The organism is Burkholderia sp. AU31624, from assembly GCF_020420065.1.
Lineage (GTDB): Bacteria > Pseudomonadota > Gammaproteobacteria > Burkholderiales > Burkholderiaceae > Burkholderia.
In genome coordinates this window covers 61,254-88,203 of sequence record NZ_JAIZRT010000001.1, presented here as the reverse complement: position 1 = coordinate 88,203, position 26,950 = coordinate 61,254, and the positions used below count along the sequence as shown (strand labels likewise).

At 67.7% G+C, this 26,950-nt stretch carries 28 protein-coding genes, 1 pseudogene and 1 riboswitch; of the genes and pseudogenes, 16 read left to right on the top strand and 13 right to left on the bottom strand.

All coding sequences use genetic code 11. The features are described 5' to 3' along the window. Nucleotides 1-210: 210 nt before the first annotated feature. Nucleotides 211-2,139: a TonB-dependent receptor domain-containing protein gene (locus tag LGM89_RS00395; RefSeq protein ID WP_226271929.1), complete on the bottom strand. Its 1,929-nt coding sequence runs from the start codon at nucleotides 2,137-2,139 to the stop codon at nucleotides 211-213. A 348-nt stretch (nucleotides 2,140-2,487) separates the two neighbouring features. After that, a riboswitch (cobalamin riboswitch) is annotated at nucleotides 2,488-2,681 on the bottom strand. A gap of 89 nt (nucleotides 2,682-2,770) precedes the next feature. Beyond that, entirely contained in the window at nucleotides 2,771-3,829 is a 1,059-nt protein-coding gene (locus tag LGM89_RS00390; RefSeq protein ID WP_226271928.1) for a helix-turn-helix transcriptional regulator, read from the bottom strand. 167 nt (nucleotides 3,830-3,996) lie between these two features. Between LGM89_RS00390 and LGM89_RS00385 the strand changes: the two genes are divergently transcribed. The 5 genes from LGM89_RS00385 to LGM89_RS00365 are packed head-to-tail and all read left to right on the top strand — an operon-like array spanning nucleotide 3,997 to nucleotide 7,742. Next, entirely contained in the window at nucleotides 3,997-4,341 is a 345-nt protein-coding gene (locus LGM89_RS00385; RefSeq protein WP_226271927.1) for a hypothetical protein, read from the top strand. Next, on the top strand, nucleotides 4,331-4,963 hold the full coding sequence (locus LGM89_RS00380; protein WP_226271926.1) for a Dabb family protein: 633 nt from the start codon (nucleotides 4,331-4,333) through the stop codon (nucleotides 4,961-4,963). The genes LGM89_RS00385 and LGM89_RS00380 overlap by 11 nt, the downstream gene beginning before the upstream one ends. 49 nt (nucleotides 4,964-5,012) lie before the next feature. Further along, nucleotides 5,013-6,005 (top strand): NADP-dependent oxidoreductase, encoded by a 993-nt coding sequence (locus LGM89_RS00375; protein ID WP_226271925.1) that lies wholly within the window; start codon nucleotides 5,013-5,015, stop codon nucleotides 6,003-6,005. Nucleotides 6,006-6,036: 31 nt separating this feature from the next. Next, nucleotides 6,037-6,912, top strand: coding sequence for an SDR family NAD(P)-dependent oxidoreductase (locus LGM89_RS00370; RefSeq protein WP_226271924.1), 876 nt, complete (start codon nucleotides 6,037-6,039; stop codon nucleotides 6,910-6,912). A gap of 5 nt (nucleotides 6,913-6,917) precedes the next feature. Beyond that, on the top strand, nucleotides 6,918-7,742 hold the full coding sequence (locus LGM89_RS00365; RefSeq protein ID WP_226203128.1) for an SDR family NAD(P)-dependent oxidoreductase: 825 nt from the start codon (nucleotides 6,918-6,920) through the stop codon (nucleotides 7,740-7,742). Nucleotides 7,743-7,776: 34 nt separating this feature from the next. Here the strand turns inward: LGM89_RS00365 and LGM89_RS00360 are convergent, their stop codons facing one another. From LGM89_RS00360 to LGM89_RS00345, 4 genes are all read right to left on the bottom strand, one after another. Beyond that, entirely contained in the window at nucleotides 7,777-8,025 is a 249-nt protein-coding gene (locus tag LGM89_RS00360) for a hypothetical protein (RefSeq protein ID WP_226271923.1), read from the bottom strand. 117 nt (nucleotides 8,026-8,142) lie between these two features. Beyond that, the gene (locus LGM89_RS00355; RefSeq protein ID WP_226271922.1) at nucleotides 8,143-9,117 is read right to left on the bottom strand and encodes a threo-3-hydroxy-L-aspartate ammonia-lyase; all 975 of its coding nucleotides are present in this window, start codon (nucleotides 9,115-9,117) and stop codon (nucleotides 8,143-8,145) included. 61 nt (nucleotides 9,118-9,178) lie between these two features. Continuing rightward, nucleotides 9,179-9,817: a transcriptional regulator gene (locus LGM89_RS00350; protein ID WP_089496874.1), complete on the bottom strand. Its 639-nt coding sequence runs from the start codon at nucleotides 9,815-9,817 to the stop codon at nucleotides 9,179-9,181. A 64-nt stretch (nucleotides 9,818-9,881) separates the two neighbouring features. Beyond that, nucleotides 9,882-10,385: a YbaK/prolyl-tRNA synthetase associated domain-containing protein gene (locus tag LGM89_RS00345; protein ID WP_089432741.1), complete on the bottom strand. Its 504-nt coding sequence runs from the start codon at nucleotides 10,383-10,385 to the stop codon at nucleotides 9,882-9,884. 483 nt (nucleotides 10,386-10,868) lie between these two features. On the opposite strand from LGM89_RS00345, the gene LGM89_RS00340 reads away from it, so the two are divergent. From LGM89_RS00340 to LGM89_RS00325, 4 genes are all read left to right on the top strand, one after another. Further along, nucleotides 10,869-11,489 (top strand): TetR/AcrR family transcriptional regulator, encoded by a 621-nt coding sequence (locus LGM89_RS00340; protein ID WP_179254892.1) that lies wholly within the window; start codon nucleotides 10,869-10,871, stop codon nucleotides 11,487-11,489. Between the two features lie 55 nt (nucleotides 11,490-11,544). After that, on the top strand, nucleotides 11,545-12,453 hold the full coding sequence (locus LGM89_RS00335) for an alpha/beta hydrolase (RefSeq protein ID WP_226271921.1): 909 nt from the start codon (nucleotides 11,545-11,547) through the stop codon (nucleotides 12,451-12,453). Between the two features lie 64 nt (nucleotides 12,454-12,517). Further along, nucleotides 12,518-12,907 carry a lysozyme inhibitor LprI family protein gene (locus tag LGM89_RS00330; RefSeq protein ID WP_089496876.1) on the top strand — a complete coding sequence of 130 codons (390 nt, stop codon included), beginning with the start codon at nucleotides 12,518-12,520 and terminating at the stop codon, nucleotides 12,905-12,907. 53 nt (nucleotides 12,908-12,960) lie between these two features. Next, on the top strand, nucleotides 12,961-13,326 hold the full coding sequence (locus LGM89_RS00325) for a hypothetical protein (RefSeq protein WP_226271920.1): 366 nt from the start codon (nucleotides 12,961-12,963) through the stop codon (nucleotides 13,324-13,326). Between the two features lie 211 nt (nucleotides 13,327-13,537). Here LGM89_RS00325 and LGM89_RS00320 read toward each other — a convergent pair whose 3' ends face one another. Together LGM89_RS00320 and LGM89_RS00315 are read right to left on the bottom strand one after the other, a co-directional pair. Then, on the bottom strand, nucleotides 13,538-14,254 hold the full coding sequence (locus LGM89_RS00320) for an EthD domain-containing protein (protein ID WP_226272461.1): 717 nt from the start codon (nucleotides 14,252-14,254) through the stop codon (nucleotides 13,538-13,540). Nucleotides 14,255-14,305: 51 nt separating this feature from the next. Beyond that, on the bottom strand, nucleotides 14,306-14,818 hold the full coding sequence (locus tag LGM89_RS00315) for a nuclear transport factor 2 family protein (RefSeq protein ID WP_226271919.1): 513 nt from the start codon (nucleotides 14,816-14,818) through the stop codon (nucleotides 14,306-14,308). Between the two features lie 212 nt (nucleotides 14,819-15,030). Here LGM89_RS00315 and LGM89_RS00310 point away from each other — a divergent pair, with 212 nt between their 5' ends. From LGM89_RS00310 to LGM89_RS00290, 5 genes are all read left to right on the top strand, one after another. Further along, nucleotides 15,031-15,531, top strand: a complete 501-nt coding sequence (locus tag LGM89_RS00310) for a nuclear transport factor 2 family protein (RefSeq protein ID WP_089496880.1) — start codon at nucleotides 15,031-15,033, stop codon at nucleotides 15,529-15,531. A gap of 55 nt (nucleotides 15,532-15,586) precedes the next feature. Next, on the top strand, nucleotides 15,587-16,453 hold the full coding sequence (locus LGM89_RS00305) for an SDR family NAD(P)-dependent oxidoreductase (RefSeq protein WP_226271918.1): 867 nt from the start codon (nucleotides 15,587-15,589) through the stop codon (nucleotides 16,451-16,453). 9 nt (nucleotides 16,454-16,462) lie between these two features. Continuing rightward, complete coding sequence (locus tag LGM89_RS00300) at nucleotides 16,463-17,218, top strand: SDR family NAD(P)-dependent oxidoreductase (RefSeq protein WP_089496882.1); 756 nt, start codon at nucleotides 16,463-16,465, stop codon at nucleotides 17,216-17,218. A 112-nt stretch (nucleotides 17,219-17,330) separates the two neighbouring features. Continuing rightward, complete coding sequence (locus LGM89_RS00295; RefSeq protein WP_226271917.1) at nucleotides 17,331-18,107, top strand: glucose 1-dehydrogenase; 777 nt, start codon at nucleotides 17,331-17,333, stop codon at nucleotides 18,105-18,107. Between the two features lie 525 nt (nucleotides 18,108-18,632). Next, complete coding sequence (locus tag LGM89_RS00290; protein ID WP_089496884.1) at nucleotides 18,633-20,498, top strand: phosphoenolpyruvate carboxykinase (GTP); 1,866 nt, start codon at nucleotides 18,633-18,635, stop codon at nucleotides 20,496-20,498. Nucleotides 20,499-20,595: 97 nt separating this feature from the next. Here LGM89_RS00290 and LGM89_RS00285 read toward each other — a convergent pair whose 3' ends face one another. The 5 genes and pseudogenes from LGM89_RS00285 to LGM89_RS00265 form a co-directional block, all read right to left on the bottom strand. After that, entirely contained in the window at nucleotides 20,596-21,504 is a 909-nt protein-coding gene (locus LGM89_RS00285; protein WP_226271916.1) for an NAD-dependent epimerase/dehydratase family protein, read from the bottom strand. Nucleotides 21,505-21,562: 58 nt separating this feature from the next. Continuing rightward, nucleotides 21,563-22,401, bottom strand: a pseudogene (locus LGM89_RS37355) (SDR family NAD(P)-dependent oxidoreductase). A gap of 40 nt (nucleotides 22,402-22,441) precedes the next feature. Next, a complete protein-coding gene (locus LGM89_RS00275; RefSeq protein WP_089496887.1) occupies nucleotides 22,442-23,200 on the bottom strand; it encodes an SDR family oxidoreductase in 759 nt (252 codons plus the stop codon). 38 nt (nucleotides 23,201-23,238) lie between these two features. After that, entirely contained in the window at nucleotides 23,239-24,096 is an 858-nt protein-coding gene (locus LGM89_RS00270; protein WP_226203151.1) for an SDR family NAD(P)-dependent oxidoreductase, read from the bottom strand. Between the two features lie 3 nt (nucleotides 24,097-24,099). Continuing rightward, a complete protein-coding gene (locus LGM89_RS00265; RefSeq protein ID WP_226271915.1) occupies nucleotides 24,100-24,516 on the bottom strand; it encodes a nuclear transport factor 2 family protein in 417 nt (138 codons plus the stop codon). 461 nt (nucleotides 24,517-24,977) lie between these two features. Here LGM89_RS00265 and LGM89_RS00260 point away from each other — a divergent pair, with 461 nt between their 5' ends. After that, a complete protein-coding gene (locus tag LGM89_RS00260) occupies nucleotides 24,978-25,187 on the top strand; it encodes a hypothetical protein (protein ID WP_089427420.1) in 210 nt (69 codons plus the stop codon). A 266-nt stretch (nucleotides 25,188-25,453) separates the two neighbouring features. Then, nucleotides 25,454-26,950 carry an FAD-dependent oxidoreductase gene (locus LGM89_RS00255; RefSeq protein ID WP_226271914.1) on the top strand — a complete coding sequence of 499 codons (1,497 nt, stop codon included), beginning with the start codon at nucleotides 25,454-25,456 and terminating at the stop codon, nucleotides 26,948-26,950.

The window sequence follows — 26,950 nt, the reverse complement described above, 5'->3', positions numbered from 1 at the left end:
GGGCGGGGAAGGTGTCCGCAGTCTAACAATGTTGATACGGACAGCAACGTGCGCAGTGCGACGAAAGACCGACGGCTCGTCAGCCGTCAGTCTGTCGCTTGGTTTGAGGGCGGCATCACCCGTTTCAGGCATCCGGAGGCGCAGGCATCGGATGCGCCCTTTCAAATGGGAGGCTTCGCCAGCTATCCGGCCGAAGCCTCCCCATCCCGGTCAGAACGTGTAGCTGACCTTCCCGAACGCCGTCCGCCCGAGCGTGTTGTACCCATACGCGGTCATGTACTGGCGATCGAACAGGTTCGACACCGTCGCCGACACGGTCAGGTGCGAATTGATCCGGTACGACGCGCGCAAGCCCACCGTCAGATACGACGGCAGATAGGTCGAATTGGCCGGATCGTCGAACGTCGTGCCGCCATAAAGCAGCGACGCCCCCGTGCTCAACGCATGCAGGTGCAGTTCATCCCACGTGTGATCGATGTTGAGGCTGACCGTCTGGCGCGGCCGGCGGTTGAGCCACGAGTCGTTGGTCTCGTCCTGCGGATTCAGGATCCCGACCGCGAGGCTCACCGGCGTCGAGCGGCCGATCGTCCCCTTGTACGACAGGTCGATACCGCGAATATGCGCGCGGCCGATGTTGATCGGCGAGAACGTCGCCGGGTTGTACGCGATCAGGTTGCTGACGCGCGTATCGTAGATCGCGGCCGTGAACGTGCCGTACGACGTGTTCGCATCGACCGCGGTCTCGACCGACGTGCTGCGTTCCGGGCTGAGGTTCGGATTGCCGTAGCCGGGGTAGTACAGGTCGTTGAACGACGGCAGCTTGAACGCATTGCCGTACGACACGCGCGCCGTGTACACCGGCGTGATCGCCCACGACAGCGCCGCGTTGCCCGTATTCACCGACTGCCCGGCGATGATTTCATGACGCCCCGCGAGGAACATCGTCACGCTGCCGAGCGTCGCCGATTGGTGCAGCGAGAACGCGGAATCGTTGCGCGTCGGCACGCCGTTCGGAATGTCGACCGGCAGGAATGCCTGCTCGCGCGTGAAGTCGTAGGCGAGCTTGGTTTCGCCCGACAGCGGCAGCCCGAACAGATGGAATCCGCGCGCCTGATGCGTCAGCGACGTCGACGTGCTGATGCGCTGCGAATTGATCTGGTCGGTCGGGATGGTCGGATCGCTCGCGTAGATGAACCCGCGATCGTTCGCATAACCGAACGACTGATCGAACTGCGTGTCCGGCGTGATATCGAGGTGGAACGCGAGACCGGTCGTCAGCTGATGATCGAGCTGGCGGTTCGCATAGCCGCGGTTGTCGTAGGACAGATCGGACCGGTGATACAGCGCGAACGTCGAGATCGACCAGTTGTCGCGCGCGTAGCCGAGGCGCGCATCGAGATCCTGCGCGTGGTACGGGTTGCGGCCCGCCTCGTGCCCGTACGCGAAGGGCCGCGTCGCGTCGATGCCGGCCGTGTTGTACGAATGCAGGCCGAGCGAGTAGGTGAGCCCGCCGAGCGCGGCGAGGGGCCCGGTCGACGGTACCGTGCCCGACGTGCGCAACTGCGTGTCGAACGTCTTGTTCGAGCCGCCGCCGAACGACACGGTGGTCTGGTTCGGCTGGTTGGCCGCGCGGCGCGTGAAGAGCTGCACGACGCCGCCCATCGCATTGGCGCCGAACGACGCGGCGGCCGGCCCCGAGATCACTTCGACGCGTTCGAACGATTCGGTCGGCAGGTCCGCCCATGGCGCGATGCCGGTGGTCGGCGAGCCGATCCGGATGCCGTCGATGAACACGGCGACCTGGCTGGCCGACGAGCCGCGGATGCTGACCGACGCGGACGAGCCGGGCCCGCCGTTCTGCGAGACGGTCACGCCGGGCAGCGTCGCGAGCGCCTGCGTGATGCTCGGGTCGCTCGGCGACAGCCGGTCGAGATCGGTGCGCGTGAGCACCTGGGTCGTCGCATAGCGCTGGTCGAACGACTCGGGCAGCCGGCGTGTGTCGGTCACATTGATCGTCGCCAGGTCGGCGCCTTCGGCGGCCGGGGCCGGTTGCGCAACCGCGGTGTCGCCGGCTGCGTGGGCGAGCGGCGAAAGGAGCGCGGTCGCGGCGGACGTGGCAAGGAGGTGTCGAATCTTCATGAGGCTGTCGTTGTGGTCGGGCTGCGCATGTGTCGATCGGGGGAGTGCGGCGGGCAGCGCCGGTTTTGTTATCGGTGATCGGGCTATCGCGCGACCGGGTCGAGCGGGCCGGCCAGGTCGTTATCGCGGGCGTGGGCGCGGCACATGCCGGCGGACGCGATCGACAGGGAACGGCGCGCGCGAGCCGGCGGGCCGTGCATGCCGGCGGTGTGCCGGCGCGACGCTTCCGGTGAGGAAGCGGATGCGGTAACAGTGGACATCGGGCGGATCCTGAGGTCGGGCCGTCCATGCAACGGGCACCGCCAAAGGCGGTGCTGGCGCATCGGGACACCCCGCCCGGTGCGGCTGCTTGGACCTCGGGTCGATGGCAGGTCTCCTGGCTCGCGGGTCCTGATTCGTGCCGGCCTTCCCGGTTTCCCAGTGGCATGCAGTGGCACGGATTCGCCGCTCACAGTTGCGGGGGCAGCCGCAGATTCGAGGCACTGCCTCGCCTGCGTTCCCTTTTGATCCCATCCCTGGGAACCATCAGCGCGCAAGGGTAATGGCGTGCGCGCCGGCGCGTCAATTGTCGGGTAGCCCCCGGATGCGAAAAAACGTCATCGACGCGCCAAAACTTTCGAAATCCTGTCTTTCATGCGTCGACGGCGCGTTTCATGTCTGACGAAATGGCGTGGTTCGCTGCCATGTAATCGCGCCGGTACAGGCTCGGTGCGACACCCGTCCACCTGACGAACGCGCGGCGGAAGGCTTCCTCGCCGCCGAACCCGAGATGCGCGGCGATCCGCGCGACCGGCCAGTCCGACTCGCGCAGGCAGCGTTGCGCGGCCTCGGCGAGACACTGCTCCCGCAGCACGTGATAACCGCTGCCTTCGGCCACCAGCCGCCGCCGCAACGTCGCCTCGCTGACGCCGAGCCACGCGGCGAGCTCGGCGAGCGCCGGCAACGCCTGCTCGTGCGCGAGCGCCGCGTCGAGAAAACCGCGCACCTGCTGCGCCCACGACACGACGGCCGGCGCCGCATCGATCAGGCGAAACGGAAAATCGACGAGAAACGCGTCGAGCTCGGCCGGCTGCCGCACCACGCGGCACGCGAGCCGCGCCGCATCGAATGCGAAGCCGTAGCTCTTGCGGCCGACCTCGACCGGCGCATTGAACAGCCCGAGCAGCGGCATCGCGTCGTCGCGGCGCGGATGGCCGAGCCATACGTCGGTCGGCCGCAGCGGCTGCCCGATCAGCCAGCCGAACAGTTGCAGATAGCAGAGCAACCCCGTCAGGTCGACGAGGCACGCGGCCGGGCTGCGGGTGCGGCGCAGCGAATCCATCCGGAACGTCGCGCGCCCGTCGCGCACGGTGAGCGACAACGCGCCGGCGCGCGGGGTCAGCATCTCGCCGAATTCGCGCGCACAGCGGATCGCGTCGGCCAGCGTCGCGCAGCTCAGCAGGCAGCGGCACATCAGGTCGACTTCGCGCTTGCGCATCGGCGGGTGGCCGTCGCCGCGCGCGACCTGCGCCTCGAGGCGTTCGATCGCGTCGCGGTACAGCGCGACGAAATCGCCCGGCGTCGCTGCCGGTGGCGGCGGCTGCGCATCGCGGTCGGCCGGCGGCGCGCCGCTGCGCGTGAGTTCGCTCAGCAGGCGCGCGCCGAGCCCCGGCAGGACGCGGCCGCGGGCCGGGATGGCGTGCTGTTTCATGAGTTTCCCGATCTGATCGTTGCGACAGGGGGCGGTGAGCGGGCCGGTAGGGGTCTGCGAATCGTCACCACGCAAGAATGCTATCCACGCCGACTGCCTTCGGCCTCGCCGGAACGGCGTAGGCCGGCTGCGCATCCCTGTCACGAACGACCACGGACGACACGCGAATGATCCAGATCGTAGACGAAATCACGCTCGCGCCCGAGCGCATTCCCGACGTGCTTGCACTGCTGCGCGACCGTTACCTGCCGGGCCACGCGGCGCGCGGGCTGACGGTGGCCGGCCGCTGGGTGTCGCCGCCCGTCGCGGTGCCGGGGCAGCCGAGCACGCTATGGCTGACCTGGCACGTGGCCGACGCGCCGGCCTACTACCGGATGCGCGCGTTGACGGATGCCGACGTGGTCGGATTCTGGATGGCGGTCGACGCGCTGTGCGACGTGCGCCGCCGCCATGTGATGACGGACGCCGATGCGCCGCTGCCCGCGCTGACGGAGGTCGATCATGCGGCATGACACGGCACAGGTATTCGTGTCCGCGGATTGCGATGCGGGCGGGATCGAGCCTGCATTGCGCGAAGCCGCGCACGCGCTGGTCGGCACGAAACGCGTGGCATTGGCACGCAATCTGGACGGCAGCTGGGGGGCGGGCGACTACACGCTCGACGTGCTGCGCGCCGATTCGGCAGCCGGCGGCACGGCGGATTTTGTGGCGCTGGCTCAGCTGCCGGGTATCGAGCGCATCGACGGCGCCGAATGCCGCGTGATCGGCGGCGGCCTGCGCGAACCGGCGCTGCGCGACGGCGTATGGCGCACGCTGATGCTGCGCGTGCGGCCGCAGGCCAGCACAGCGCGGATCGCCGCGCTCGAACGCGAACTGCTGCGGATGCCCGCGTTCATGCCCGGCATCCGCAACTGGCGCCTGAGCCGGATCGAGACGCCCGGTGCATGGACGCACGTGTGGCAGCAGGAATTCGCGCACGTCGGCGATCTGCTCGGCGAATACCTGATGCATCCGTATCACTGGGGCTGGGTCGACCGCCGGTTCGACGCCGAAAGCCCCGACTGGACGGTCGATGCGATCTCGCATGCGTTCTGTCCGCTCGCGTCGAGCCTGCTGGTGGATACGGTGGCGTGACGCGCAGCCCACATCGAGCTGACATCGAACCAACCCTGGAGACACGAAGATGCGAGCCCTGTTGATCGACCGCGTCGGTCATTCCGACACCTTGCGCATGGCTGACGTGCCGGCCCCGACGCCGGGCCCCGGCGACGTGCTGATCCGCGTGGCCTACGCGGGCATCAATCCCGCCGACTGGAAATGCCGCGAAGGCTACCTCGGCGCCTTCATGCAATACACGTTTCCGTTCGTGATCGGCTTCGACGCGGCGGGCGTGGTCGAAGCGGTCGGCGACGGCGTCGACGGTTTCGCGCCCGGCATGCGCGTGTTCGCGCAGACCGACGTCGGCGCGGGGCGCTGGGGTGCGTTTGCGGAATACGTCGCGGTGCGTCACGACTCGGTCGTGCGCGTGCCCGATGCGGTGAGCCTGGCGGAAGCCGCCACGGTGCCGACGCCCGCGCTCGCCGCATGGGCCGGCCTGTTCGACGACGGCGGGCTGAAGGCGGGCCAGACCGTGCTGGTGCACGGCGGCGCGGGCGCGGTCGGCACGTTCGCGATCCAGCTGGCCGTGCAGGCCGGCGCGCGCGTCGCGGCAACGTGTTCGGCGCGCAACCGCGAGACGGTCGAATCGCTGGGCGCGGCGGCGAGCATCGACTATCGCGCGCAGGACATCGCCGCGGCGCTGCGCGCCTGGGCGCCAGGCGGTGTCGACCTCGTGCTCGACGCGGTCGGTGGCGACACGCTGCCCAATCCGCTCGACCTGCTGGCGCCGGGCGGCACGCTGGTGAACATCATGACGTTCGCGGCCGGCGATGCGGAGCGGTTCGCCGCGACGGCAGCCGTTGCCGCACGACGCGGCCTGCGCACCGCGATGACCTACAGCCGGATGCCGAGTGGCGGCACGCTTGGCCGGATCGCCGCGCAACTGGACAAGCGCGCGCTGCGTGTGCCGCGCTTCGACCGTTTCCCGCTCGAACAGGCGGCCCGCGCACTCGATCTCGTTCAAACGGGCGAGGCGAAAACGAAGCTGGTGCTTCATGTTGCGGATATCGCCCGCTGAGCGGCCCGCACGCACATCACAGGAGACAACGATGACCGATACCCGAACCGGCGTACTGGCCGGCAAGTGCGCGCTCGTGACGGGCGCAAGCCGTGGCATTGGCCGTGCGATCGCGCAGCGCCTCGCATCCGAAGGCGCGACCGTCGTCGTGACGGCGCGCAGCCTCACGCAATCGGCGACGACCGCCGGCACGCTCGCCGAAACGGTTGCGCTGATCGAGGCCGCCGGCGGCCGCGCCATCGCGCTGGCGGCCGACCTGTCGAACGCGGCCGAGCGCGAAGCGCTCGTCGGGCGCGCGGCGCAAGCCGCCGGCGGCCTCGACATCCTCGTCAACAACGCGGGCGTGGCCGACTACGCGTGCGTCGACGCGATGCCGATGACGATGTTCGACACGACGATCGAACACTATCTGCGGATTCCGTTCGCGCTGGCGCAGGCCGCGATCCCGCTGATGCGCGCCCGCGGCGCCGGCTGGATCGTCAACGTCGGCTCGGTGACGGCGCTGCCGCCGCTGCGGCCGTTCGACGATTTCTCGCGCGCGGGCGGCGCGACCGTCTATGCGGCGGCGAAGGCGGCGCTGTCGCGCTTCACGCAGGGGCTCGCGGCCGAACTCGAAGCCGACGGAATCGCGGTGAATCTGGTCGCGCCGAGCACGGCGATCCGCACGCCGGGCGCCGCGCGCTACATCCCCGAAGGCTATCCGACCGAGGATGTCGCGTATCTCGCCGAGACCGCGCTCGCGCTGTGCCGCCTGCCGGCGCGCGAACGCACGGGCCTCGTCACGCACAGCCTGCATTTCCCGCTCGCACAGCAACTCGCGGTGCGCTCGCTCGACGGCCGCACGGTGCTGCCGCCGCCGGTGATTCCCGCGTATGCGCATCCCCACATCGACCCGACAGGACTTTGATTGACATGACGAACTCGATTCGCTTCGACGGCGGCACCGCCGTGATCACCGGCGCGGCCAGCGGCATCGGCAGCGGGCTCGCACGCCACGCCGCCGGGCTCGGCATGCGCGTCGTGCTGGCCGATCTCGACCCGGCGAAGCTCGACGCATTCGCCGCGACGCTCGACACCGACGTCCTGTGCGTGCCGACCGACGTCAGCCGGCCGGAAGCCGTCGACGCGCTGGCGGAAGCGGCGTGGCAGCGCTTCGGCGGCGTCGATCTGCTGTTCAACAACGCGGGCGTAATGGCGACCGGTTTCAGCTGGGAAATCACGCCGGAACGCTTCGAGCGCAGCTTCGCGATCAACGTGCACGGCGTGCTGAACGGCATCCGCAGCTTCGTGCCGCGGATGCTCGAGCGCAACCTGCCGGCGCGCGTCGTGAATACCGCGTCGGTCGGCGGGTTCCTGCCGAGCCCGCTGATGTCGCCTTATTCGGCGACGAAATTCGCGGTGGTCGCGCTGACGGAATCGCTGTATGGAGAACTGAAGATGTTGGGCGCACCGGTCGGCGTGTCGTTGCTTGCGCCGGGCCCCGTGCAGTCGGGCATCTTCAACGACCCGTTCGGCGCGGTGCACGACCGGCCCGAGGTGCGCGGCTTCGTCGACACGATGCGCGCGATGCTGAACGCGCACGGGCTCACGCCCGACGCGTTCGCCGCGCGGGTGTTCGACGGCATACGTGCAGGGCGCTACTGGCTGATTCCGCAACCGGAGACGATCGACGGCGCGCTGCAGCGGCGTACCGACGACATCCTCGCGTCACGCGATCCGTCGCTGCCTGCGTTCTGAGGGCCGGACACGGCACCGCGCCCGGCGCGTGCCGTCACATGCGCATGCCGGAGTGCGAACGGCCGCTCGGGTCGCCGCCGCGATCGGGCGGCGTATTGTTCTGATCGATCTTCGCGAGCACGAAGCCGGCGTGCGGCAACGCGCCGGGCGAGCGGTGCGTCGCTTGCGCGACGGCGTCGTGCGGCGACGCGGCGGGGAAACCGGATGACGTCACGCCCAGTTGAGCGAACGCCGAAAGGGAAGCAGCCGTCAGGGCGGCGGCGACGATCGCGTGCGATTTCATGGTGGCTCCTTCACGACTGACTGCGGGACAACATCATCAGTCTAGGGCGCGAAACTTAACGCGACGTGAAGGAGCGATGCGGCGCGTATGACGGAATATTCATGCGCGCCGCGACGTTCATGCCGGCGTCGACACCAGCGCGCAGAAGTTCTCGAGATCGACGTTGCCGCCGCTGATCACCACACCCACGCGCTTGCCCTGCAGCGCGTCCTTCATCCGTCGCACCGCGGCGAGCGACAGGCAGCCGGTCGGCTCGACCACCATCTTCATACGCGTGGCGAAGAAGCGCATGCAGTCGATCAGTTCCGCGTCCGTCGCGGTCAGGATGTCGTCGACGTCGTGCCGGATGATCGGGAACGTCAGGTTGCCGAGGTGCTGCGTCTGCGCACCGTCGGCGATCGTGCGCGGCGTGTCGATATGCACGATCGCGCCGGACCGGAACGATTGCTGGCCGTCGTTGCCGGCTTCCGGCTCGACGCCGTACAGCGTCGCGTGCGGCGACAGCGCGCGCGTGGCGAGCGCGGTGCCCGACAGCAGGCCGCCGCCGCCGAGCGGCGTGAATACCGCATCGAGCGGGCCGACTTCGTCGAACAGTTCCTTGGCCGCCGTGCCCTGGCCGGCGATCACGTCCGGGTGGTCGTAGGGCGGGATCAGCGTGAGCCCATGCTGTGCCGCGAGATCGCGCCCGATCTGTTCGCGATCCTCGGTGTAGCGGTCGTAGGTTACGACCTTGCCGCCGTAGCCGCGCGTCGCGGCCATCTTCGCGGCCGGCGCATCCTGCGGCATCACGATCGTCGCGGGAATGCCGAGCATGCGCGCCGACAGCGCGATCGCCTGCGCATGGTTGCCGGACGAGAACGCGACGACGCCGTTGCGGCGTTGCACCGCGTCGAAGCGCGACAGCGCGTTGAACGCACCGCGAAACTTGAATGCGCCCATGCGCTGCAGGTTCTCGCACTTGAAGAACACGTGCGCGCCGAGCGCTTCGTCGATCGTCCGCGACGTCATCACCGGCGTGCGGTGCGCATGGCCTTCGAGCCGGGCCGCGGCGGCGGCAACGTCGTCGTAGGTGGGGAGAGTCGGAGCGTTCATGGGTGGTCCGGTGGTCGTAGGAATCGGTCAGCGGGAAAGCGGCGCGGGTATCGCGCCTGCGTCATTTCGCATCGTTGTAGACGGTCGCGCGCGAGACGCCGAGATGTTGCGACACGATCTCCATCGCGCGGCGCACCTCGAGGAAACCGTCGGCCTTCAGCGTCTGCATCAGCTCGCGGCGCTGGTCGGTCTTCAGTTCGCGCGGTGTCGTCGCGAGGCGCATCGCGAATGCGTCGATGCGTTGGCGGATCGCGTCCGCGCCGGCCGGATCGAGCGTTTCCGCGACGGCTTCGCCGTCCGTGCTGCAGAACTGGTTCAGCATGCCCTGGAAGCCGCGGAACAGCGTGACGTCGGCATTCAGGCACAGCGCGGCCACATAGCGGCCGGTCGAATCCTTGATGCCGATCGACGTGCTTTTCGCGGTGCGGCCGTCGGCGAAGCGGTTCGGGTAGTTCGCGAGCACGGGCGGGAAATCGTCGTCCGCGATGCGGGCGAGGCCGAGCTCGGTCGCGGGATCGCCGACTGCGCGCCCCGACAGGTTGTTGTGGATCGCGAGGATCGCGTGCTTCGGCGTGCGCAGGTCGTGAACCACGACCTCGGTGAACGGCGCGAACATCGCGCCGAGCCCTTCGGCGATGCGCTGCACCTGTTCGATCAGCGACGCCTGTTCGGACTGCACGAGTTTCCGGGTGGTGTTCATGATGGTTTCGCGGTCAGGTTTCGGATCGAGGCGACGACTGCGGGGGGAAGGGGCAACCGGCGTGTTACTCGCCTTCCGCGGCTTCAGGCCGGGTGATGTCGGCGAGCAGCGGCTGCGCGATCCGCACGTAGTCGGCCGCGTCGAGCACGACGGAGCGATCGAGGCGGCCCGCGTTGAAAGCGATCTCGGTGTTGCGTTCGACCAGGGCGGGGTCGACGACGAGCGTCACGCTGGCATCGAACACGAACGGCGGCACCGCGCCCATCACGCAGCGCGTGACGGTGGCCGCGAGGTCGGGCGACGCGAGGGTGGCCTTGCGGCGGCCGACCGCATCGGCGACCTTGCGGAAATCGATCTTCAAATGGCCGGGAATCACCGCGAGCGCGGTGGTGTCGCCACCATCCTTGAACGTGCAGAGCATCGCCTTCGCGCCCTGTTCGGGGCGCGTGCCGCGCAGTGCGGCGATTGCGTCGGATTTCCCTTCGGCCGGATGCTCCAGCACGCGGAACCGCGCGCCGGACGTGTTCAGCAGATCGCAAAGCGTGTCGAAAACGGGGTAGTCGCTCATGTCGCTCCGGGCAAACTGGGCCGGGGAATCGGGGACGCGCTCGGGTTCGAATGCTTCGGCGTGCCGGTCGATGGAGTGTCCAAGTATAGACGTTTTGTCATGGGCGTGGCAAAGGGGCGGGAGAGCGGGGAGTCGAGGGCGTTCGGGCGCATCGACGAGAATGTGTCGCTCGACCCATTTTGTGACGGGTATCGAACAAGTCATGTGTAGGCTCGTCAATCGACATCGGTGCCTCTCCCCGGATTTTCAATCCTGCGTAGAATGTCGCCGTCGGGTTCGGCCTTTCGGTCTCTGCAGTGGAACCGGCACGACCCTGAGTCAGGCATCGATGTTTTGCAAAATCCGGTCGCCCAACCTATATCACCACTCCCCGTGCATGGAGCGGATGCGGCGTGGTTGGTCTGCGACCGGGCATCAGCGGCGCTGGCGCGCCATCAGCACCATCGCCCCGGGCATGCGCTCACGGGGCTGCAGGAGGATTTCTTGAAGAGGGCGGCTCTCGATAACGGGCGCGTCTTGACCGAACGCGGCAAGCACGCTGTGAACAAGATTATGGTCAGTGCGATCGAGATCTTCGTGGACGAAGGTTACGGCGGGCTGACCATGAGGAAGGTCGCGGCAAAAGCCGGGTTGGCGCTGTCGAACCTGCAGCACTACTTTCCCACGCGCGAAGACATCTTCGAGGCCATCCTTGCCGTGACGCGGGAAGCGTACGCCAATACATACGACGGCGTGCGCGCGGACACGTCGCTGACGCCCGAGGGTCGGCTGGAGAAAGTGGTCCGACTGTTGCTCGAAGACGGAAAGCAGCCCAAGACCCAAAGCCTGTTCGTGAACTTCTGGGCACTGGCCCAAACGCAAGAGTTCGCGCGGAAGATGCTCGAGGAGGGGTATGAATTTCAACGCGGCGTGATCGCCGGCCTCATCGAAGCCGTGAACCCGGCGCTGCCACAAGCGGTGCGCATCCGGCGAGCGGCACTCGTGACGGCGCAGATCGAGGGGCTCATCGTGCTGATACCGCAAAGGAATCGGTTCCCGTCGGATATCAAGGGAATCGAGGACGATGCGGTGACGGCTATTCTGGCGTTGGCCAAGGCGCCGTGAGCTGCACTGTTGGAGCGATTGTCGGTAGCTCATTCCCAGGGGGCTTTTGCAAACCATGCAGACGGAAATCGAGGCGCCGGGGCCATCTGGCCCGCTGAAAGGCACGCTCTTGTCCCCGGACTCCGACGACATGCCGGTGGTGCTGATCGTGCCGGGCTCGGGCGCGACCGACAGAAATGGCAACGCGCCGAGCTGGCTTCAGGCGTCGACGTACCGGTTGCTCGCGGAAGGATTGTGCGAAGAAGGTATCGCGTCGGTACGAATCGACAAGCGCGGCATGTACGGCAGCGCGTCGGCGATACCGGATGCCAATGATGTCGTGATCGACGACTACGCGGCCGACGTCCATTCGTGGGTAGCCGCCATCCGCGCGCGGACAGGTGTTTCCAGCGTATGGGTGTTGGGGCACAGCGAGGGCGGTTTGGTGGCGTTGCTGGCGGCGCGGCAATCGGCCGACATTGCCGGCCTGATCCTGGTTGCCACGGCGGGGCGTCCGCTCGGGCCCGTATTGCGGCAGCAACTGCGGTCGAACCCTGCAAATGCGCCGATCCTGGACAATGCACTGTCGATCCTCGATTCTCTGGAAGCGGGGAATGGGGTAGACGCGACCGATATCGATCCGGCGCTCATGCAGGTGTTCAGGCCGCAAGTCCAGCGCTTCCTGATGAGCGAATTGACCATCGACCCGGCAGCACTGCTGGCCGATTACATGAAGCCCGTGCTGATCGTGCAGGGCGCGCGGGATATCCAGGTTCCCGTGCAGGACGCGGAACTGTTACAGCGAGCCAATCCGCAGGCCGAAATGGCGCTGATCGCCGACGCCAATCACGTTCTCAAGGCCGTCCGCACGGCGGATCTGCAAGAAAACCTCGCTGCTTATTCGAACCCGGATCTGCCACTGGCGGATGGTGTCGTGGAGGCTATTGCGGCGTTCGTGCACGCATCGCCAGCGAGTCGGCGCTAGTTCCGGAGTAAGACAGAAGCACGTTATTTCCGTTCGGTAACCGTCACGGAACAGAGGCTCCCAAATGAAGAGACGCACGCTATCGATGATCCTTTGCCTCGCTGCCGCCAGCTTCACTACGATGGCAAACTCACAAGCGCCCGTTTGTCACGACGACGGATCGGGTGCCGATAGTGCTGCTTGTGCGCATCAAGGTTTCGTTAGAGCTGACGCGCAGCTAAACGACGCTTACCGGGCCGCCCTTGATCTCTTGGGTTCCGACACCGAGCGGGCCGATGCGAGAGCTGCGTTGGTGGCGGCACAACGACAATGGATCAAGTTCCGCGATGCTGACTGTCAGGTTCAGGATCGCATCTTTCAACATGGAACATTGCGTGCGGCGATCGTAGCGTCGTGTCTGACCAATCTGACAGAGCAACGAACGACAGAGCTGAAAAAACTTTGGCTGCCTTAGTTGAAGGACCGCATCGAGTTGCAGATTCGACCGGTCAACGCAAAAAACGAACCATGACAAACCTGATTCGATTCCGCGTTCGGCCGGTATTTCACGGCAGCGATCTTCTGGTCGAGGTACTCGACGACCATCGCGCAGCGGATTTTCCAGACGTCGCCGCGATCCTGCAAGACGCACTGCATTCGGTCCAGGTTCCGCATCCGGATGGCCTTGACGAACCCGAGGTCGCCTTGTCCCAGGACCGTTACTTCAGCTATTGGACGTATGCCCGCGGCAACTACGAAATAGACGACGATATCTGGGGATTGTTCGTCACGGCGACGTTCGACAACGCGCACGTCGTCGCGGACGTCGAAAGCGCACTCCTGTCGATGGGGAAGTTCGTCAAGGAAGTCGTGGATGTCGGCAAGTTCGAGTGAGTTGAAGAGGGACGGGAAAGCTCGCGCAACCACGACGAACGGCGGCTCCCCGTGGCCAGCAGGGACCGTTCCAGGTTGATCAACGCCAACCGCGGAAATTCGCAAAGCAGCAAAAATCAAGCCGGCGATGCGCACAAGCGCTCCACCGGCCCGTAACGTAAAACCGCAATCAATCCAGACGTAGGCGACCGCACAAAGCGATCCCCCGACCTTACCCCCGCACCGCCTTCACCACATACTGACTCGTCGGCACCACATCGATCTTGTCGAAATCGATGAAGCGCCCGCAGCTGTCCATCATTTCCGCCACGTTCCGCTGGAATTTCTCGTCATCGCCGACCGCATCGAAGAACGCATGCGGATCGGTCATCGCGGCAGCGGGGAAGCATTCCTCGACGATCGCGTCGTACCCCGGCGCCGCATGCGTGAGCGCGCGCACGACGACGTTCTGCACATACAGGAAATTGTCCTGCGTATCGATCGCGACGCGCGTGTGATGCCCGTGCCACACATCGAGCCACGCTTCATGCGTCAGCCGCGGCGGCCGCTTCAAAAACGCGAGCTGCGAAAAGCCCGTCGTCCGCTCGCCCGGCCGCGCGGGAAAGCGCGTATTCGGAATCGGCTGCGACTCGGTGACGAGATACGCCGCCATGTGCGGGACCACGGCGCGCACCGCGTCGTCGAACGGCTGACGGAACATCGCATTCGCGCTATCGACCCACACCGCGACGATTCCGTCGATGGCAGGGTGCGTGTTGGTCTGCTTCAAGCCGGCGGCCGGCGCGACATCCGCATCGGTGACGTTCACCTGCACGCTGTGCGCGCCGAGCGACAGCAGCTTGTCGGCGAGCTGAGCGCGCACCGTGCGGCTCCACTGATCGGGCGCGGCCTGCGTATCGCGCCACAACACGTAAATAACTTTCTCCATTGCTCCGGCTCCAGAAGGAAATGACAGGATCGGCGGCATCGCCGCCGGGATTCAGGAAGCGGCTTCTGTCGATCCGGCCGTCCGATGCGCATCCGGCGCGAACCGGTTCGCGGTCAGCGTGAACGACGGTGGAATCGGCGACGTGACGGTTTCGAACAGCCGCTCGTGGCGCGTCGCGTGAATGCGCCACACGCCATCGCGTTTCACGTACTGGTCGTCGTAGAACGCGGTGCCGTGCAGCAGGTAGTCATCCTCAAGATTGATTGCGTGATCCTCGAGAAACCACACGCCGCACGCGTGATCGGCCGACACCAGCGTGAGCTCGGGGTGATGGCCGTGATGCATCGTCAGGAAGGTCGGCTTGCCGATCAGCGCGCGCAGGCTCGACACGAATGCGTCGCGGCCATCGTACGCATAGCTGCCGCCATACAGCCGCGCCTCGCAGTCTTCGGTCAGGCAATCGGCGAGCAGTGCCCAATCGTGCGTGTCGACCGCGCGGAAATACCGGTACTTCAACTGTCGGATCTGCTCGTACTCGTGGAGCGTGCGGGTCGTGTCGTCCATCGCCGGGTCTCGTGGTGGTGTCGTTCGATAGTAGGAACGAAGCCGCCTGCATCACATCGTCTGTTCGGACGAACGCCGTAGACACGCGCCAACAGCGCGGCCGAAACGAATCGCGGAGTTCATCCGAACGGGTGATGGCCGGCCCATCGCGCGGCGGTAACGTGGCATCGACGCGGCGTTCGAACCGCGCCGGCACCGAACAAGGAGACAGGATGACCCTCATCGAATCGCTGGAAGCGCGCGTGCGCCGGCTCGAGGACGCCGACGCAATCCGCCGGCTGAAGGCGCGCTACTTCACCTGCTGCGACCGCAAGGATCCGGAAGGGATGCGCGACTGCTTCGCGCCCGGCCCCGTGCAGATCGACTACGGCCGGATCGGCACGTTCGATACACGCGACGCGCTCGTCGACGTCTTCGCGCAACTGGGCTGCCATCCGCACATCGTCGAGATGCACCACGGCGTGAATCCCGAGATCGATGTGCTCGACGCGACGCATGCACGCGGCACGTGGGGCCTGCACTACCAGATGATCGACACGAATGCGCGCACGCTCACGCAGCTCGGCGCGTACTACGACGACGCATACCGGAAGGTCGACGGCGAATGGAAGATCGCGGGCACGCGCTGCGTCGTCACGTCGACGCTGTCGGCCCGCTACGAAGGCGATGCGCCGGGCGTGCTGTTCGCCGGCACGCAGCCGGCGGCCGCGTGACGCACGCGAACGCCATCCACGTGGCGCCCAGCACATTCCACAGGAGACATCGAACATGACACAGCACCACGAGGCGCCGGTCGCCGTCGTGACGGGCGCCTCGCGCGGCGCGGGCAAGGGCATCGCGCGCGCGCTCGGCGCGGCCGGCATGACCGTCTATGTAACGGCCCGCTCGCAGAACGAAGGCGATGCGCCGCTGCCCGGCACGATCCACGAGACCGCACGCGAGATCGATGCGCTCGGCGGGCGCGGAATCGCGGTGGCCTGCGACCACGCGGACGACGCCCAGGTGCAGGCGCTGTTCGAGCGCGTCGAGCGCGAAAGCGGGCGGCTCGACATGCTCGTCAACAACGCGACCTACCTGCACGATCAGCTGATCCTGCCGGGCCCGTTCTGGGAGAAGTCGCTCGATCTCGTCAACATCCTCGATGTCGGGCTGCGCTCGGCCTATGTCGCGAGCTGGCACGCGGCGCGACTGATGGCGCGGCGCCGCAGCGGGCTGATCGCGTTCACGTCGTCGTTCGGCGCGAGCTGCTACATGCACGGCGCGGCGTACGGCGCGCAGAAGTCCGGCGTCGACAAGTTCGCGAAGGACATGGCCGTCGACCTGAAGCCGTTCGACGTCGCAGCCGTGTCGATCTGGATGGGCCCGCTGCGCACCGAGCGCACGACGCGCGTGTGGGAAGCACACCCGGATCTGTACAAGGAATTCTCGCTCGTCGCGGAAAGCCCCGAATTCACGGGCCGCGTGATTCACGCGATCCACGGCGATCCGCAGCGCATGGCGTTGTCGGGGCAGGTGCTCGTCGGCGCGGAAGCCGCGCTGCGGTACGGCATCGCCGATCTCGACGGCAAGCAGCCGCCTTCCTACCGCGAACTGCTCGGCGGCCCCGTGCAGGCGCATCCGGCGATCGTCGCCTGAGGAGCACGCATGGGCATCCTGACAGGCAAGGTCGCGCTCGTGACGGGCGCGGGGCAGGGCGTCGGCCAGGGCGTCGCGCAGGCGCTCGCGGCGGAAGGGGCGCACGTCGCGGTGGTTGGTCGCACCCTCGACAAACTGCTCGCGACCTGCGAGGCGATCCGTGCACGCGGCGGCGTGGCCGACCCGTTCGTGTGCGACGTGATGGACGCGACGCAGATCGCGCAATGCGTCGACAACGTCGTCGCGCGGTTCGGTGGCGTGCAGATCCTGATCAACAACGCGCAGGTCGTGCCGCTCGGCCGTTTGCTCGACGTGACCGACGCGAGTTTCCTGGCGGGGCTCGAATCGGGGCCGATCGCGACGCTGCGCATGATGCGCGCGTGCCATCCGCATCTGAAGGGTGACGGCGTGATCGTCAATTTCGCGTCGTCGGCCGCGGTGCGCTGGGATGCGTCCGGCTACGGCGCGTACGCGGCGACCAAGGAGGCGATTCGTGCGCTGACGCGCGCGGCGGCCTGCGAATGGGGCGTGGACGGCATCCGCGTGAACGCGGTCGCGCCGCATGCGTTGTCGCCGGGCCTGAAAGGCTGGGTCGACGCAAATCCGCAGGAAGCCGCGGCGTTTTTCCGCACGATTCCGCTCGGCCGCGTCGGCGACTGCGAGCAGGACATCGGGCGCGCGATCGTGTTTCTGGCGAGTCGCGATGCCGCCTACCTGACGGGCGCGACGCTGCCGCTCGACGGCGGGCAGGCGTACTGGGGTTGAAGGCGGGAATCGAAGGTGCGCGGCACTGGGGCCGCGCGCGAAACATGGGACGGCAAACCCGCGCATGGGCGTAGCGCGGCCGCCGGCAATCCGGAATCGAAGCGAGGACGACATGGGTCGACTGGAAGGAAAGGTAGCGATCGTCACGGGCGGTGCGCGTGGCATGGGCGCGGCAACGTGCCGGCTGTTCGTCGAGGAAGGCGCGCGCGTCGTGATCGGCGACGTGCTCGATGCGGAAGGCGAAGCGCTCGCGCGCGAGCTCGGCGACGCGGCGCGCTTCGTGCGGCTCGACGTCGCCGACGAAGCGAGCTGGGTGCGCGTGACCGACGCGACGATGGAGCAGTTCGGCCGGATCGACGTACTGGTCAACAATGCAGCCGTGCTGACGTTCGGCGGCATCACGGAGCTGTCGAAACGCGATTTCGAGCGCGCGGTGTCGATCAACCTCGTCGGGACGTTCGTCGGCATCCGGACCATCGCGCCGCGCATGATCGCGCAGAAGAGCGGGTCGATCGTCAACATCTCGTCGGTCGACGGGCTGCGCGGCGTGAACGCGCTGGCCGCGTACGTGTCGAGCAAGTGGGGCGTGCGCGGGCTGACGAAGGTCGCGGCGCTCGAACTCGGCCATCAGGGCGTGCGCGTGAATTCGATTCATCCGGGCGGCGTGAACACCGCGATGTCGAACCCGACCGGCGCGCCGCTCGAGGAAATCAACCAGCACTATGCGAACGTGCCGCTGCAACGCGTCGGCCTGCCGGACGAAATCGCGCGCGCGACGCTGTTCCTCGCGAGCGACGAAGCGTCGTACTGCAACGGCGCCGAGCTGGCCGTCGACGGCGGGATGGCGGCAGGCGCGTATTACCCCGGATTGCCCGGCGCGCCGTTTTGAGCAGGGGTGCTTGCGACACGCTCACGTCGGATGTTTGTGTACGCAACCTAATTCAGGGTTTGCCTGAGTAGCGAAAACGTGAATTCGCCCGGCCCGCGCTCGCGTGGGCCTCACGCGTGAGCGGCGCGGCAAATTTGCCGCTTCCGCGAAACCCTTGCCGGACGGCCGTCCTGGCCGTTTCGTCCCCAAAGCGCGCGCCCTGGCGCTGTAAAAAGCACGCACATGCAACCGGCGTGCCGGCTCGCCGACATAGTTGTTTCTTGTTGCAACGCAACGTTTGCCGAATAACGGCGATGGTATGCTGGCCGTCATGGAGTTGTACGGCAGGTTGCTTGTATGGCGAAACTCGCGTTCGCAATTACTAAAGAGACATCACCTTCTCTCGCACGCATCGCGGCATCGACGCGCGCTCCGCTCGCGCGTCCCGTCCTGCGCGCCGCCGCACCCTGCGCTCCAATCGCATACCCCATCTCGCGGGCTCGCCCCGCAACCCCCATCCCCGCCCAATAATCTGGAGACATTCTCATGTCGCAAAACACTTTGGCCGAAGCAACACACGGCCCGCTGATCGCTCCGCCGGCTTTCGTCAAACATCGCAAGCTGATCGACTGGGTGTCGCGTATCGCGGCGCTGACGGAGCCCGAGCGCGTCGTGTGGTGTGACGGTTCGCAGGAAGAAAACGACGCGCTGTGCCAGGCGATGGTCGACCAGGGCACGCTCACGCGCCTGAACCCGGCGAAGCGCCCGAACTCGTATCTTGCACAATCCGATCCGTCCGACGTCGCGCGCGTCGAGGATCGCACGTTCATCTGCGCGGCCTCGCGCGACGACGTCGGCCCGACCAACCACTGGATCGAACCCGCCGAAATGCGCGAGACGCTCAACGGCCTGTTCCGCGGCTCGATGCGCGGCCGCACGCTGTACGTCGTGCCGTTTTCGATGGGCCCGCTCGGCTCGCCAATCGCGCACGTCGGCGTCGAGCTGTCCGACAGCCCGTACGTCGTCGTGAACATGCGGATCATGACGCGCATGGGTCGTGAGGTGTACGACGTGCTGGGCGAGGACGGCGAGTTCGTGCCGTGCGTGCACAGCGTCGGCCATCCGCTCGAAGCCGGCCAGCAGGATGTGCCGTGGCCGTGTAATCCGGTCAAGTACATCGTGCATTTCCCCGAGACGCGCGAGATCTGGAGCTTTGGCTCGGGCTACGGCGGCAATGCGCTGCTCGGCAAGAAGTGTTTCGCGCTCCGTATCGCGTCGACGATGGGCCGCGACCAGGGCTGGCTCGCCGAACACATGCTGATCCTCGGCGTGACGTCGCCGGCCGGCAAGAAGTATCACGTCGCGGCGGCGTTCCCGTCCGCGTGCGGCAAGACCAACTTCGCGATGCTGATTCCGCCGCAGGGCTTCAAAGGCTGGAAGGTCACGACGATCGGCGACGACATCGCGTGGCTGAAGCCGGGCCGCGACGGCCGACTGTATGCGATCAACCCGGAAGCGGGCTTCTTCGGCGTCGCGCCGGGCACCGGCGTGAAGACCAACCCGAACGCGATCTCGACGCTCACCGAGAACGTGATCTTCACGAACGTCGCGCTGACGGAAGACGGCGACGTGTGGTGGGAAGGGCTGACCGACACGCCGCCCGCGAAGCTGACCGACTGGCAGGGCAACCCGTGGACGCCGGAGATCGGCAAGGAGACGGGCCGCAAGGCCGCGCATCCGAATTCGCGCTTCACGGCGCCGGCCGCGCAGTGCCCGTCGATCGACGGCGACTGGGAGAACCCGGCCGGCGTGCCGATCGACGCCTTCATCTTCGGCGGCCGCCGTTCCACGACCGTGCCGCTCGTGACCGAGGCGCGCGACTGGGTCGAGGGCGTGTACATGGCCGCGACGATGGGCTCGGAAACCACTGCCGCGGCGGTCGGCCAGCAGGGCATCGTGCGCCGCGATCCGTTCGCGATGCTGCCGTTCTGCGGCTACAACGTCAGCGATTATTTCGCGCACTGGCTCAAGCTCGGCAAGCAGCTCGAAGGCGCGGGCGCGACACTGCCGAAAATCTACTGCGTGAACTGGTTCCGCAAGGATGCGAACGGCAAGTTCGTGTGGCCGGGCTTCGGCGAGAACATGCGCGTGCTGAAGTGGATGCTCGATCGTCTCGAAGGCACCGGTGGTGGCGGCGAACATGCGTTCGGCGTGTCGCCCGCGTATGAGGACCTGCACTGGGACGGCCTCGATTTCACGCGCGATCAGTTCGATGCGGTGACGTCGATGAACGCCGATGAATGGCGCGAGGAGCTGAAGCTTCATGCGGCGTTGTTCGATACGCTGAAGCTGCGCCTGCCGGCCGAAATGACCGACACGATGAAGAAGATCGAGCAGCGCATCGGCGCCTGACGGTTCGCATTCGTATAGTCATCCTGACGTCCCGCCGCCGGCATGCATCGCCGGCGGCGGGACGTTTTTGCATCGGCCCCGCACACGCGCCGTTCGCTTACTGCGCGCGGCAATGCGCGACGACTTCGTCCACCGCGCGCAGCACGTCGCCGCGCCGGTAGCGCAGCAGCGCGCTGTCGGCCGGATCGGGCTCGTACGACACGACGTTGCCGCGCCCCGTGTAGATCGCGATGTCGGGCAACAGCGGATGCTCCTGGTCGAGCGACGGCACGTCCTGCGGATTGCCGGCCGCGCGGAAGAAGGCCGCGAAGTAATCGGCGAAGCTGAGATTCTCGTCGCCGACGAGGTACGCCTTGCCCGCTTCGCCGCGCTGCAGCGCGCCCCAGATCGCTTCCGACAGCGATTGCGTCGAGATGAAGTTGCTGCCGCCGGCCGGCCCGAACACGGGCAGCCCCGCGAACTGGCCCTGCGCGTAGCGCGTGTACGCCGCGAACATCTCGTTGCGCAGCCCCGGCACCGACCCGACGACGAACGGCGCGTTGACGCTGCACACGGCGAACGACGGCGTCGCGAGCGCACGCACGCGTTCGTCGGCGAGATGGCGCGAGCGCACGTACGGCACCGTGTCGACGAGCGCCGGCGCGACCTGCGGATAGAAGCTGCCGACCAGCACCGCACGCTTCACGCCCGCCTCGCGCGCCAGCGCAAAGAAGCGCGGCACCGCGTCGACGTTCGCGCGTTCCCAGTGCGCGGCTTCGTCGGTGCCGGGCGGCAGGTGGCGGATGTCGTTGCCGGCCGCGAACACCACGGCATTGAACGGTGCAAGGTCGTCGCGCGTGAAGTTGCCGGCCACGTAGTCGCGCAGCAGCACGTCGAACCGCGCGAGCGCGCTGCCGGGTGCGGGCGGCTTGCGCGCGGCGAGCGTGACGAGGTTGCCCTGCGCATGCAGGTGCAGCGCGGCATGGCCGCCGATGAGGCCGGTGCCGCCGACGATCAGGATCTTCATGATGTCTCCGAAAGCGGCGCCATTTCGCCGCGTGAAATGAACAGGCGAGCGGTGCCGCTCAGAAATTGAAGCCGTTGCCCGTGACGACGGGCAGGTTGGTCCAGAAGCCGTTCGGGTCGCGATACCAGCCGGCCGCCGCGAGCGCGCCGCCGTCGACGTGCAGCGTCGTGCCGGTGACCCACGCGGCGAGCGGGCTCGCGAGGAATAGTGCGGCGCCCGCGATATCGCCGGCCGCGCCGAAGCGCCCGAGCGGGATCCAGCGCGGAATGTGCCCGTGATGCTCGGCCGCGACCATCGCACTGACAGGTACCTGCGGCGTCTCGGTGGTTTCGGGTGCGATCTGGTTCACGCGAATGCCGGCCGGCGCGAGTTCGAGCGAAAGGCTCTTCGTGAAACCGGTCAATGCGGCCTTGAACGACGCGTACACGGTGCAGTTCGGAATCGCGCGAAAGCCTTCGATCGACGACACGCCGACGATGCTGCTGCCCGCGCCGCGCCGCGCTTGCGCAGCAACGGCAGCATCGCGCGCGTGACGAGGAAGACCTGGCGCAGGTTCACGTCGAACAGCCGTGCGATGTCGTCGTCGGTGCAGTCGTCGAACGGTTTCGCGATCTGCAGGAAATCGCCCACGTTGTTGACGAGCACGTCGAGGCCGCCGAAGCGTGCGTCGACGCTTCGCGCGAATGCTTCGACCTCGTCGCGGCGCGTGACGTCCACGGTGCCGACGAGCGCGTCGACGCCTGCCGCTTCGAGTGCGTGGCGCACGTCCTGCGCGCGGGCCGGGTCGATCTCGGCTACCGCGACGCGCGCACCGGCCGCGCCGAACGCTTCCGCGCATGCGCGGCCGATTCCCGCGCCGCCGCCGGTGACCAGCACGGTCTTGCCGGTGAATGAAATCATCGATGGACTCCTTTGAACGGGAAGGCAGTGGGCCGCGTCACAGCGACGACACCAGTTGCGCGTTGTCGATCCGCAGCTCCGCACCGTTCACGAAACGCGATTCGTCGGACGCGAGGAACAGCACGAGATTCGCGACGTCCTGCGGGTCGCACATGCGCGCCATCGGATCGCTGCCAATGCCGAGCGCGGCGGCGTCGAGATCGGGCATCAGCGCCTGCGTCATCGGCGTCCAGATCCCGTCCGGATGGATCGAATTGCAGCGGATCCGGTAGCCGCTGCGCTTGCAGTGCACGGCGACGCTGCGTGCGAGCGCCGTCACCGCGCCTTTCGACCCGGTGTACGCGCACATCATCGGCAGCCCGCCGAGCGCGGCGACCGACGACATCATCACGATCGAGCCCGGCGTGTCGTTGCCCTTCATCGCGCCGATCGCGTATTGGCAGCCGAGGAAATAGCCATCGGCGTTGGTACGCATCACGCGCCGCCACGTGTCGAGGCTCGTGTCCTCGATCGAACCGACCGGGCAGATCGCCGCGTTGTTGACGAGCACGTCGAGGCGGCCGAAGCGGTCGAGCGTCGATGCGATCGCGTGCTGCCAACCGGCTTCGTCGGCGATGTCGTGGCGGACGAACAGCGCCGCGTCGCCGATCTCGCGGGCGAGCGCACGGCCCGCGTCCTCGTCGATGTCGGTCAGCACGACACGCGCGCCTTCCGCGGCGAGCAGCAGCGCATCCGCGCGGCCGACGCCGCTTGCCGCGCCGGTGACCAGAGCGACCTTGTTTGCGACTCGATTCATGTTCGTTCGGATTCCTTTGACGTTGAAAGAAGGCGCGCTCATGCGGCGCCCGGCACACGGCCGGCCTTGATCGCGTCGAGCGCGGCCGTGCCGTAGATCTGCGCGATCGTGTCGTCGACGCGCGGGTTGGTGCGCAGCTCATGGCCGCCATCGACCGCGAAGCTCTGGCCGGTCACCCAGCCCGACTCGGGGCCGGCGAGATAGCGCACCGCGTGCGCGATCGCTTCGGGTTCGCCGAGCGTGCCGAGCGGGATCTGTTCGAGAAAGCTGTCGACGAGCGCGCGGTTGTCGAACATCGGCGCGGTGGCTTCGGAGCGCGTGAGGCCCGGGCGCACGGCGTTCACGCGGATCCTCGCGCCGGCCAGTTCCTCGGCCGCGCCGCGCACGAGCGCTTCGAGCGCGGCCTTCGCGGCGCAGTACGCGGACAGCCAGCGGAAATTGATCTGTGCGGCCGTCGACGAAATGCAGACGATCGCGCCGCCGCCGCTGTCGGCGAGCCGCGGCGCCGCATGACGGATCGCGGCGAACGCGCTGTGCAGGTTCAGGTCGATTTCCGCGCGGAAGGTGTCGGCGTCGTGCAGCAGCAGCGGCCGGAAGCCCGCTCCGCCGACCGTCGGCACGACGATGTCGAGGCGATGGTCGAGCGCCCACGCGCAGTCGAGCGCGGCCTGCAGGTCGCTTTCGTCGCAGGCGTCGCCCGCATGGATCGCGACGCGGCTGCCGGGCACAGCGTCGGTCAGTTGCCGCTGCGTGCGTTCGAGCGCGTCGCGGCGGCGGCCCATCAGCACGACGGCCGCGCCGTCGGCGACGAGCGCATGCGCGCAGGCCGCGCCGATGCCGCCGGCGCCGCCCGTCACGAGTGCAGTGCGGCCGGCGAGGGGAGCGGAGGTGCGCATCGTTCAGCCCTCCAGCGGCAGATCTTGGGCCCAGTCGACGTGCAGCGTGCGCGCAGCGAAGCGCCACGTGTCGCCGTCGAACACGCAGCGGTCGCGATAGCGCAGCCCCCAGTCGAGCTTGCGCTTCACGCCGTCGCGCACGTAGACGTGGCAGGCGACGCCGTAGGTTTCGACGTCGGCCTCGCCGCCGTCGAGCGTGACGAGCTGGTTGTGCACGTGATGCTGGGTTGCTTCGTAGCGCTCGATCACGCGCATGCCCGCGACGATCGCGTCGCGGTCGTCGAAGCGGAAGCCGGGGCCGGCCAGCGTGGCGTCGGGGGTGAAGAGCGTGGTGAGGCGTGGCCAGTCGCGCCGGTCGACGGCTTGCGCGTAGCGGCACGCCAGTTCGTACAGCGCGTGGCGGGGATTGGAATCGGTCATGCGTGGGCTCCCGTGGAAGAACGGAACGCGTGGGCCGCGCAAGGCGGGCCGACGCGACGGCATTGCGACGTCGACGCGCAGGTTCGCATCGCGCAGGCCGGGATTCATCATCCATACGGAGCAGGGCGAGGGTCGGGGAAAACACCGGGGCACGCCGCCACGCGTCACGTGAGGGCGCGGGGATGGTGCGGCGCAGCGACCGGTGTGCGAGATGCGTCTGACGATGCGTGCGACCGGCCGCGGCAGGCGCGCGACGTGCCGCGTTTCCTCCGCGTGGGCGAAGCCGCGGCGCGCGATGTTGCGACGCGTCAGGCCGCAAATCGTCCGCTCAGCGTTTGCCCCTAGTCGAAATGGACGATGGCCGGCGGCCGGGCGCTGGCTACCGTGCAGTCATCCGGTGCCGCATGCGATGCACGCCGGACACGAACCGCACCAGCGGACAACCGGAGGGGACGACGATCATGAGACTGACGACTCGCAAGCTGTGCGTATTGGCGATAGGGACGTTCGCTGCCATGGCGATGGCGCGATACGGCGCCGATCAGGTCCCGTCGCCGCCGTATGCGGCCGGCATCCTGCAATGCCGTTCGGTCGACGCGAACGGCCTGCCGACCGGTTGCGTGCCGATCGATCCGTCGCACTTCGGTTTCGCCGCGATGCGCGGCATGTGACACCGGCGCGGCCGCGCGCCGCGCAGCGCGGAAGCCGTGGCGGCGCGATGGCGTATGGATGCGATTCGCTACGGCAACGGTGGAGTCGCCGCGCGCCGATCCCGCTTTACGCGCTTCGACTTCAACCGGACGAGAGACGGACGTGCGCGTTGCACGCGCACCGTCGTACGTCCGCCTCGGCAACGGGGCCCGCAGCAACGTCCGCGTCAGTCCCTCGCCACCTCCATCGCTTTCCGCAGATTTCCCCAAACGCTGACCCATTCCTCATGTCATCCGACTATTCCCTGACTCACCCCCTGAATACCCGCGACGTGCATCGTTGGGACGCCGAACACGATGTCGTGATCGTCGGCTTCGGCGCGGCCGGTGCCTGCGCGGCGATCGAAGCCGCGAGCGCCGGCGCCGACACGCTGATCGTGGAGCGCGCGTCGAGCTTCGGCGGCACGAGCGCGCTGTCGGGCGGCGAGATCTACCTCGGCGGCAGCGGCGGCACACCCGCGCAACGGCAGGCCGGCTTTACCGACGACACCGAGGATCTGTACCGCTACCTGATGCTGGCCGGCGGCCGCGACGCCGACGAGGCGAAAGTGCGCCTCTACGCGAACGACAGCCTGGCGCACCACGACTGGCTCGTCGCGCAGGGCCTGACCTACAAGAACACGTTCGTCGCCGAGCGGATCGTCGAACCGGAAACCGACGATTGCCTGATCTGGTCGGGCAGCGAGGAAGCCTGGCCGTTCAGCGAGGCCGCGAAGCCGTGCCCGCGCGGGCACACGCCGCAATGGCCGGGCTGGGGCGGCGGACAGATGCTGATGCGCGTGCTGGCCGAACGTGTGGCGGCGCTCGGCGTCGCGACGCGCTACGACACGCGCGCGCTCGCGTTGATCGTCGACGACGGCGGCGGCGTACGCGGCGTGGTGCTGCGCGCCTATGGCGAGACGGCATTCGTACGGGCGCGTCGCGCGGTGATACTGTGCGCGGGCGGCTTCGCGATGAACCGCGACATGGTGCGCCGGCACGCGCCGCAGTTCCTGCGCTCGGACGAACCGATCGGCAGCCCCGGCGACGACGGCTCGGGCATCCTGCTCGGCCAGAGCGCGGGCGGCGCGGCGATTCACATGGATCAAGGCTTCGTCAGCCTGCCGTTCTACGCGCCCGAAGCGCTGATCAAGGGGATCTTCGTGAACGCGCGCGGCCAGCGTTTCATCAACGAGGACGGCTATCACGGCCGCACGGGCCATCACGCGTTCCATCAGGCCGACGACCGGATCTACCTGCTCGTCGATCAGGCCACCTATCGGGAGCCGCCCGCGATCGCGCGGATCGGCATCGCGGCGGCCGGCGAAACGTGGGAGGAAGTCGAACGCGACCTGCAGATGCCGGCCGGCACGCTGACGGCGACCATCGACGTCTACAACCGCCATGCGGCCGACGGCACCGATCCGCTGTTCCACAAGGCGAAGAAATGGCTGCAGCCGCTGATCGAGCCGCCGTTCGTCGCGCTCGATTGCCGGATCGACTATGCGTTCTATCCGCACTTCACGCTCGGCGGCCTCGATACGTTGCCGACCGGGCAGGTGGTCGATGCAACACGCGCGCCGGTGCCGGGGCTCTATGCGGCGGGCCGCACGACCTGCGGGCTGCCGCGCTGGGGCGCCGGGTACAGCTCTGGGCTGTCGCTGGCCGACGCGACGTTCTTCGGCCGGCAGGCAGGGCGTCACGCCGCGCAAGCGGGGTGCGACGCAGTGCGCCGCGCCGCGTAG

Bases quoted from the DNA above. Each gene is read 5' to 3' on its own strand.
- LGM89_RS00395 (WP_226271929.1), bottom strand. From the start codon at position 2,139: ATGAAGATTCGACACCTCCTTGCCACGTCCGCCGCGACCGCGCTCCTT.
- LGM89_RS00390 (WP_226271928.1), bottom strand. From the start codon at position 3,829: ATGAAACAGCACGCCATCCCGGCCCGCGGCCGCGTCCTGCCGGGGCTC.
- LGM89_RS00385 (WP_226271927.1), top strand. From the start codon at position 3,997: ATGATCCAGATCGTAGACGAAATCACGCTCGCGCCCGAGCGCATTCCC.
- LGM89_RS00380 (WP_226271926.1), top strand. From the start codon at position 4,331: ATGCGGCATGACACGGCACAGGTATTCGTGTCCGCGGATTGCGATGCG.
- LGM89_RS00375 (WP_226271925.1), top strand. From the start codon at position 5,013: ATGCGAGCCCTGTTGATCGACCGCGTCGGTCATTCCGACACCTTGCGC.
- LGM89_RS00370 (WP_226271924.1), top strand. From the start codon at position 6,037: ATGACCGATACCCGAACCGGCGTACTGGCCGGCAAGTGCGCGCTCGTG.
- LGM89_RS00365 (WP_226203128.1), top strand. From the start codon at position 6,918: ATGACGAACTCGATTCGCTTCGACGGCGGCACCGCCGTGATCACCGGC.
- LGM89_RS00360 (WP_226271923.1), bottom strand. From the start codon at position 8,025: ATGAAATCGCACGCGATCGTCGCCGCCGCCCTGACGGCTGCTTCCCTT.
- LGM89_RS00355 (WP_226271922.1), bottom strand. From the start codon at position 9,117: ATGAACGCTCCGACTCTCCCCACCTACGACGACGTTGCCGCCGCCGCG.
- LGM89_RS00350 (WP_089496874.1), bottom strand. From the start codon at position 9,817: ATGAACACCACCCGGAAACTCGTGCAGTCCGAACAGGCGTCGCTGATC.
- LGM89_RS00345 (WP_089432741.1), bottom strand. From the start codon at position 10,385: ATGAGCGACTACCCCGTTTTCGACACGCTTTGCGATCTGCTGAACACG.
- LGM89_RS00335 (WP_226271921.1), top strand. From the start codon at position 11,545: ATGCAGACGGAAATCGAGGCGCCGGGGCCATCTGGCCCGCTGAAAGGC.
- LGM89_RS00330 (WP_089496876.1), top strand. From the start codon at position 12,518: ATGAAGAGACGCACGCTATCGATGATCCTTTGCCTCGCTGCCGCCAGC.
- LGM89_RS00325 (WP_226271920.1), top strand. From the start codon at position 12,961: ATGACAAACCTGATTCGATTCCGCGTTCGGCCGGTATTTCACGGCAGC.
- LGM89_RS00320 (WP_226272461.1), bottom strand. From the start codon at position 14,254: ATGGAGAAAGTTATTTACGTGTTGTGGCGCGATACGCAGGCCGCGCCC.
- LGM89_RS00315 (WP_226271919.1), bottom strand. From the start codon at position 14,818: ATGGACGACACGACCCGCACGCTCCACGAGTACGAGCAGATCCGACAG.
- LGM89_RS00310 (WP_089496880.1), top strand. From the start codon at position 15,031: ATGACCCTCATCGAATCGCTGGAAGCGCGCGTGCGCCGGCTCGAGGAC.
- LGM89_RS00305 (WP_226271918.1), top strand. From the start codon at position 15,587: ATGACACAGCACCACGAGGCGCCGGTCGCCGTCGTGACGGGCGCCTCG.
- LGM89_RS00300 (WP_089496882.1), top strand. From the start codon at position 16,463: ATGGGCATCCTGACAGGCAAGGTCGCGCTCGTGACGGGCGCGGGGCAG.
- LGM89_RS00295 (WP_226271917.1), top strand. From the start codon at position 17,331: ATGGGTCGACTGGAAGGAAAGGTAGCGATCGTCACGGGCGGTGCGCGT.
- LGM89_RS00290 (WP_089496884.1), top strand. From the start codon at position 18,633: ATGTCGCAAAACACTTTGGCCGAAGCAACACACGGCCCGCTGATCGCT.
- LGM89_RS00285 (WP_226271916.1), bottom strand. From the start codon at position 21,504: ATGAAGATCCTGATCGTCGGCGGCACCGGCCTCATCGGCGGCCATGCC.
- LGM89_RS00275 (WP_089496887.1), bottom strand. From the start codon at position 23,200: ATGAATCGAGTCGCAAACAAGGTCGCTCTGGTCACCGGCGCGGCAAGC.
- LGM89_RS00270 (WP_226203151.1), bottom strand. From the start codon at position 24,096: ATGCGCACCTCCGCTCCCCTCGCCGGCCGCACTGCACTCGTGACGGGC.
- LGM89_RS00265 (WP_226271915.1), bottom strand. From the start codon at position 24,516: ATGACCGATTCCAATCCCCGCCACGCGCTGTACGAACTGGCGTGCCGC.
- LGM89_RS00260 (WP_089427420.1), top strand. From the start codon at position 24,978: ATGAGACTGACGACTCGCAAGCTGTGCGTATTGGCGATAGGGACGTTC.
- LGM89_RS00255 (WP_226271914.1), top strand. From the start codon at position 25,454: ATGTCATCCGACTATTCCCTGACTCACCCCCTGAATACCCGCGACGTG.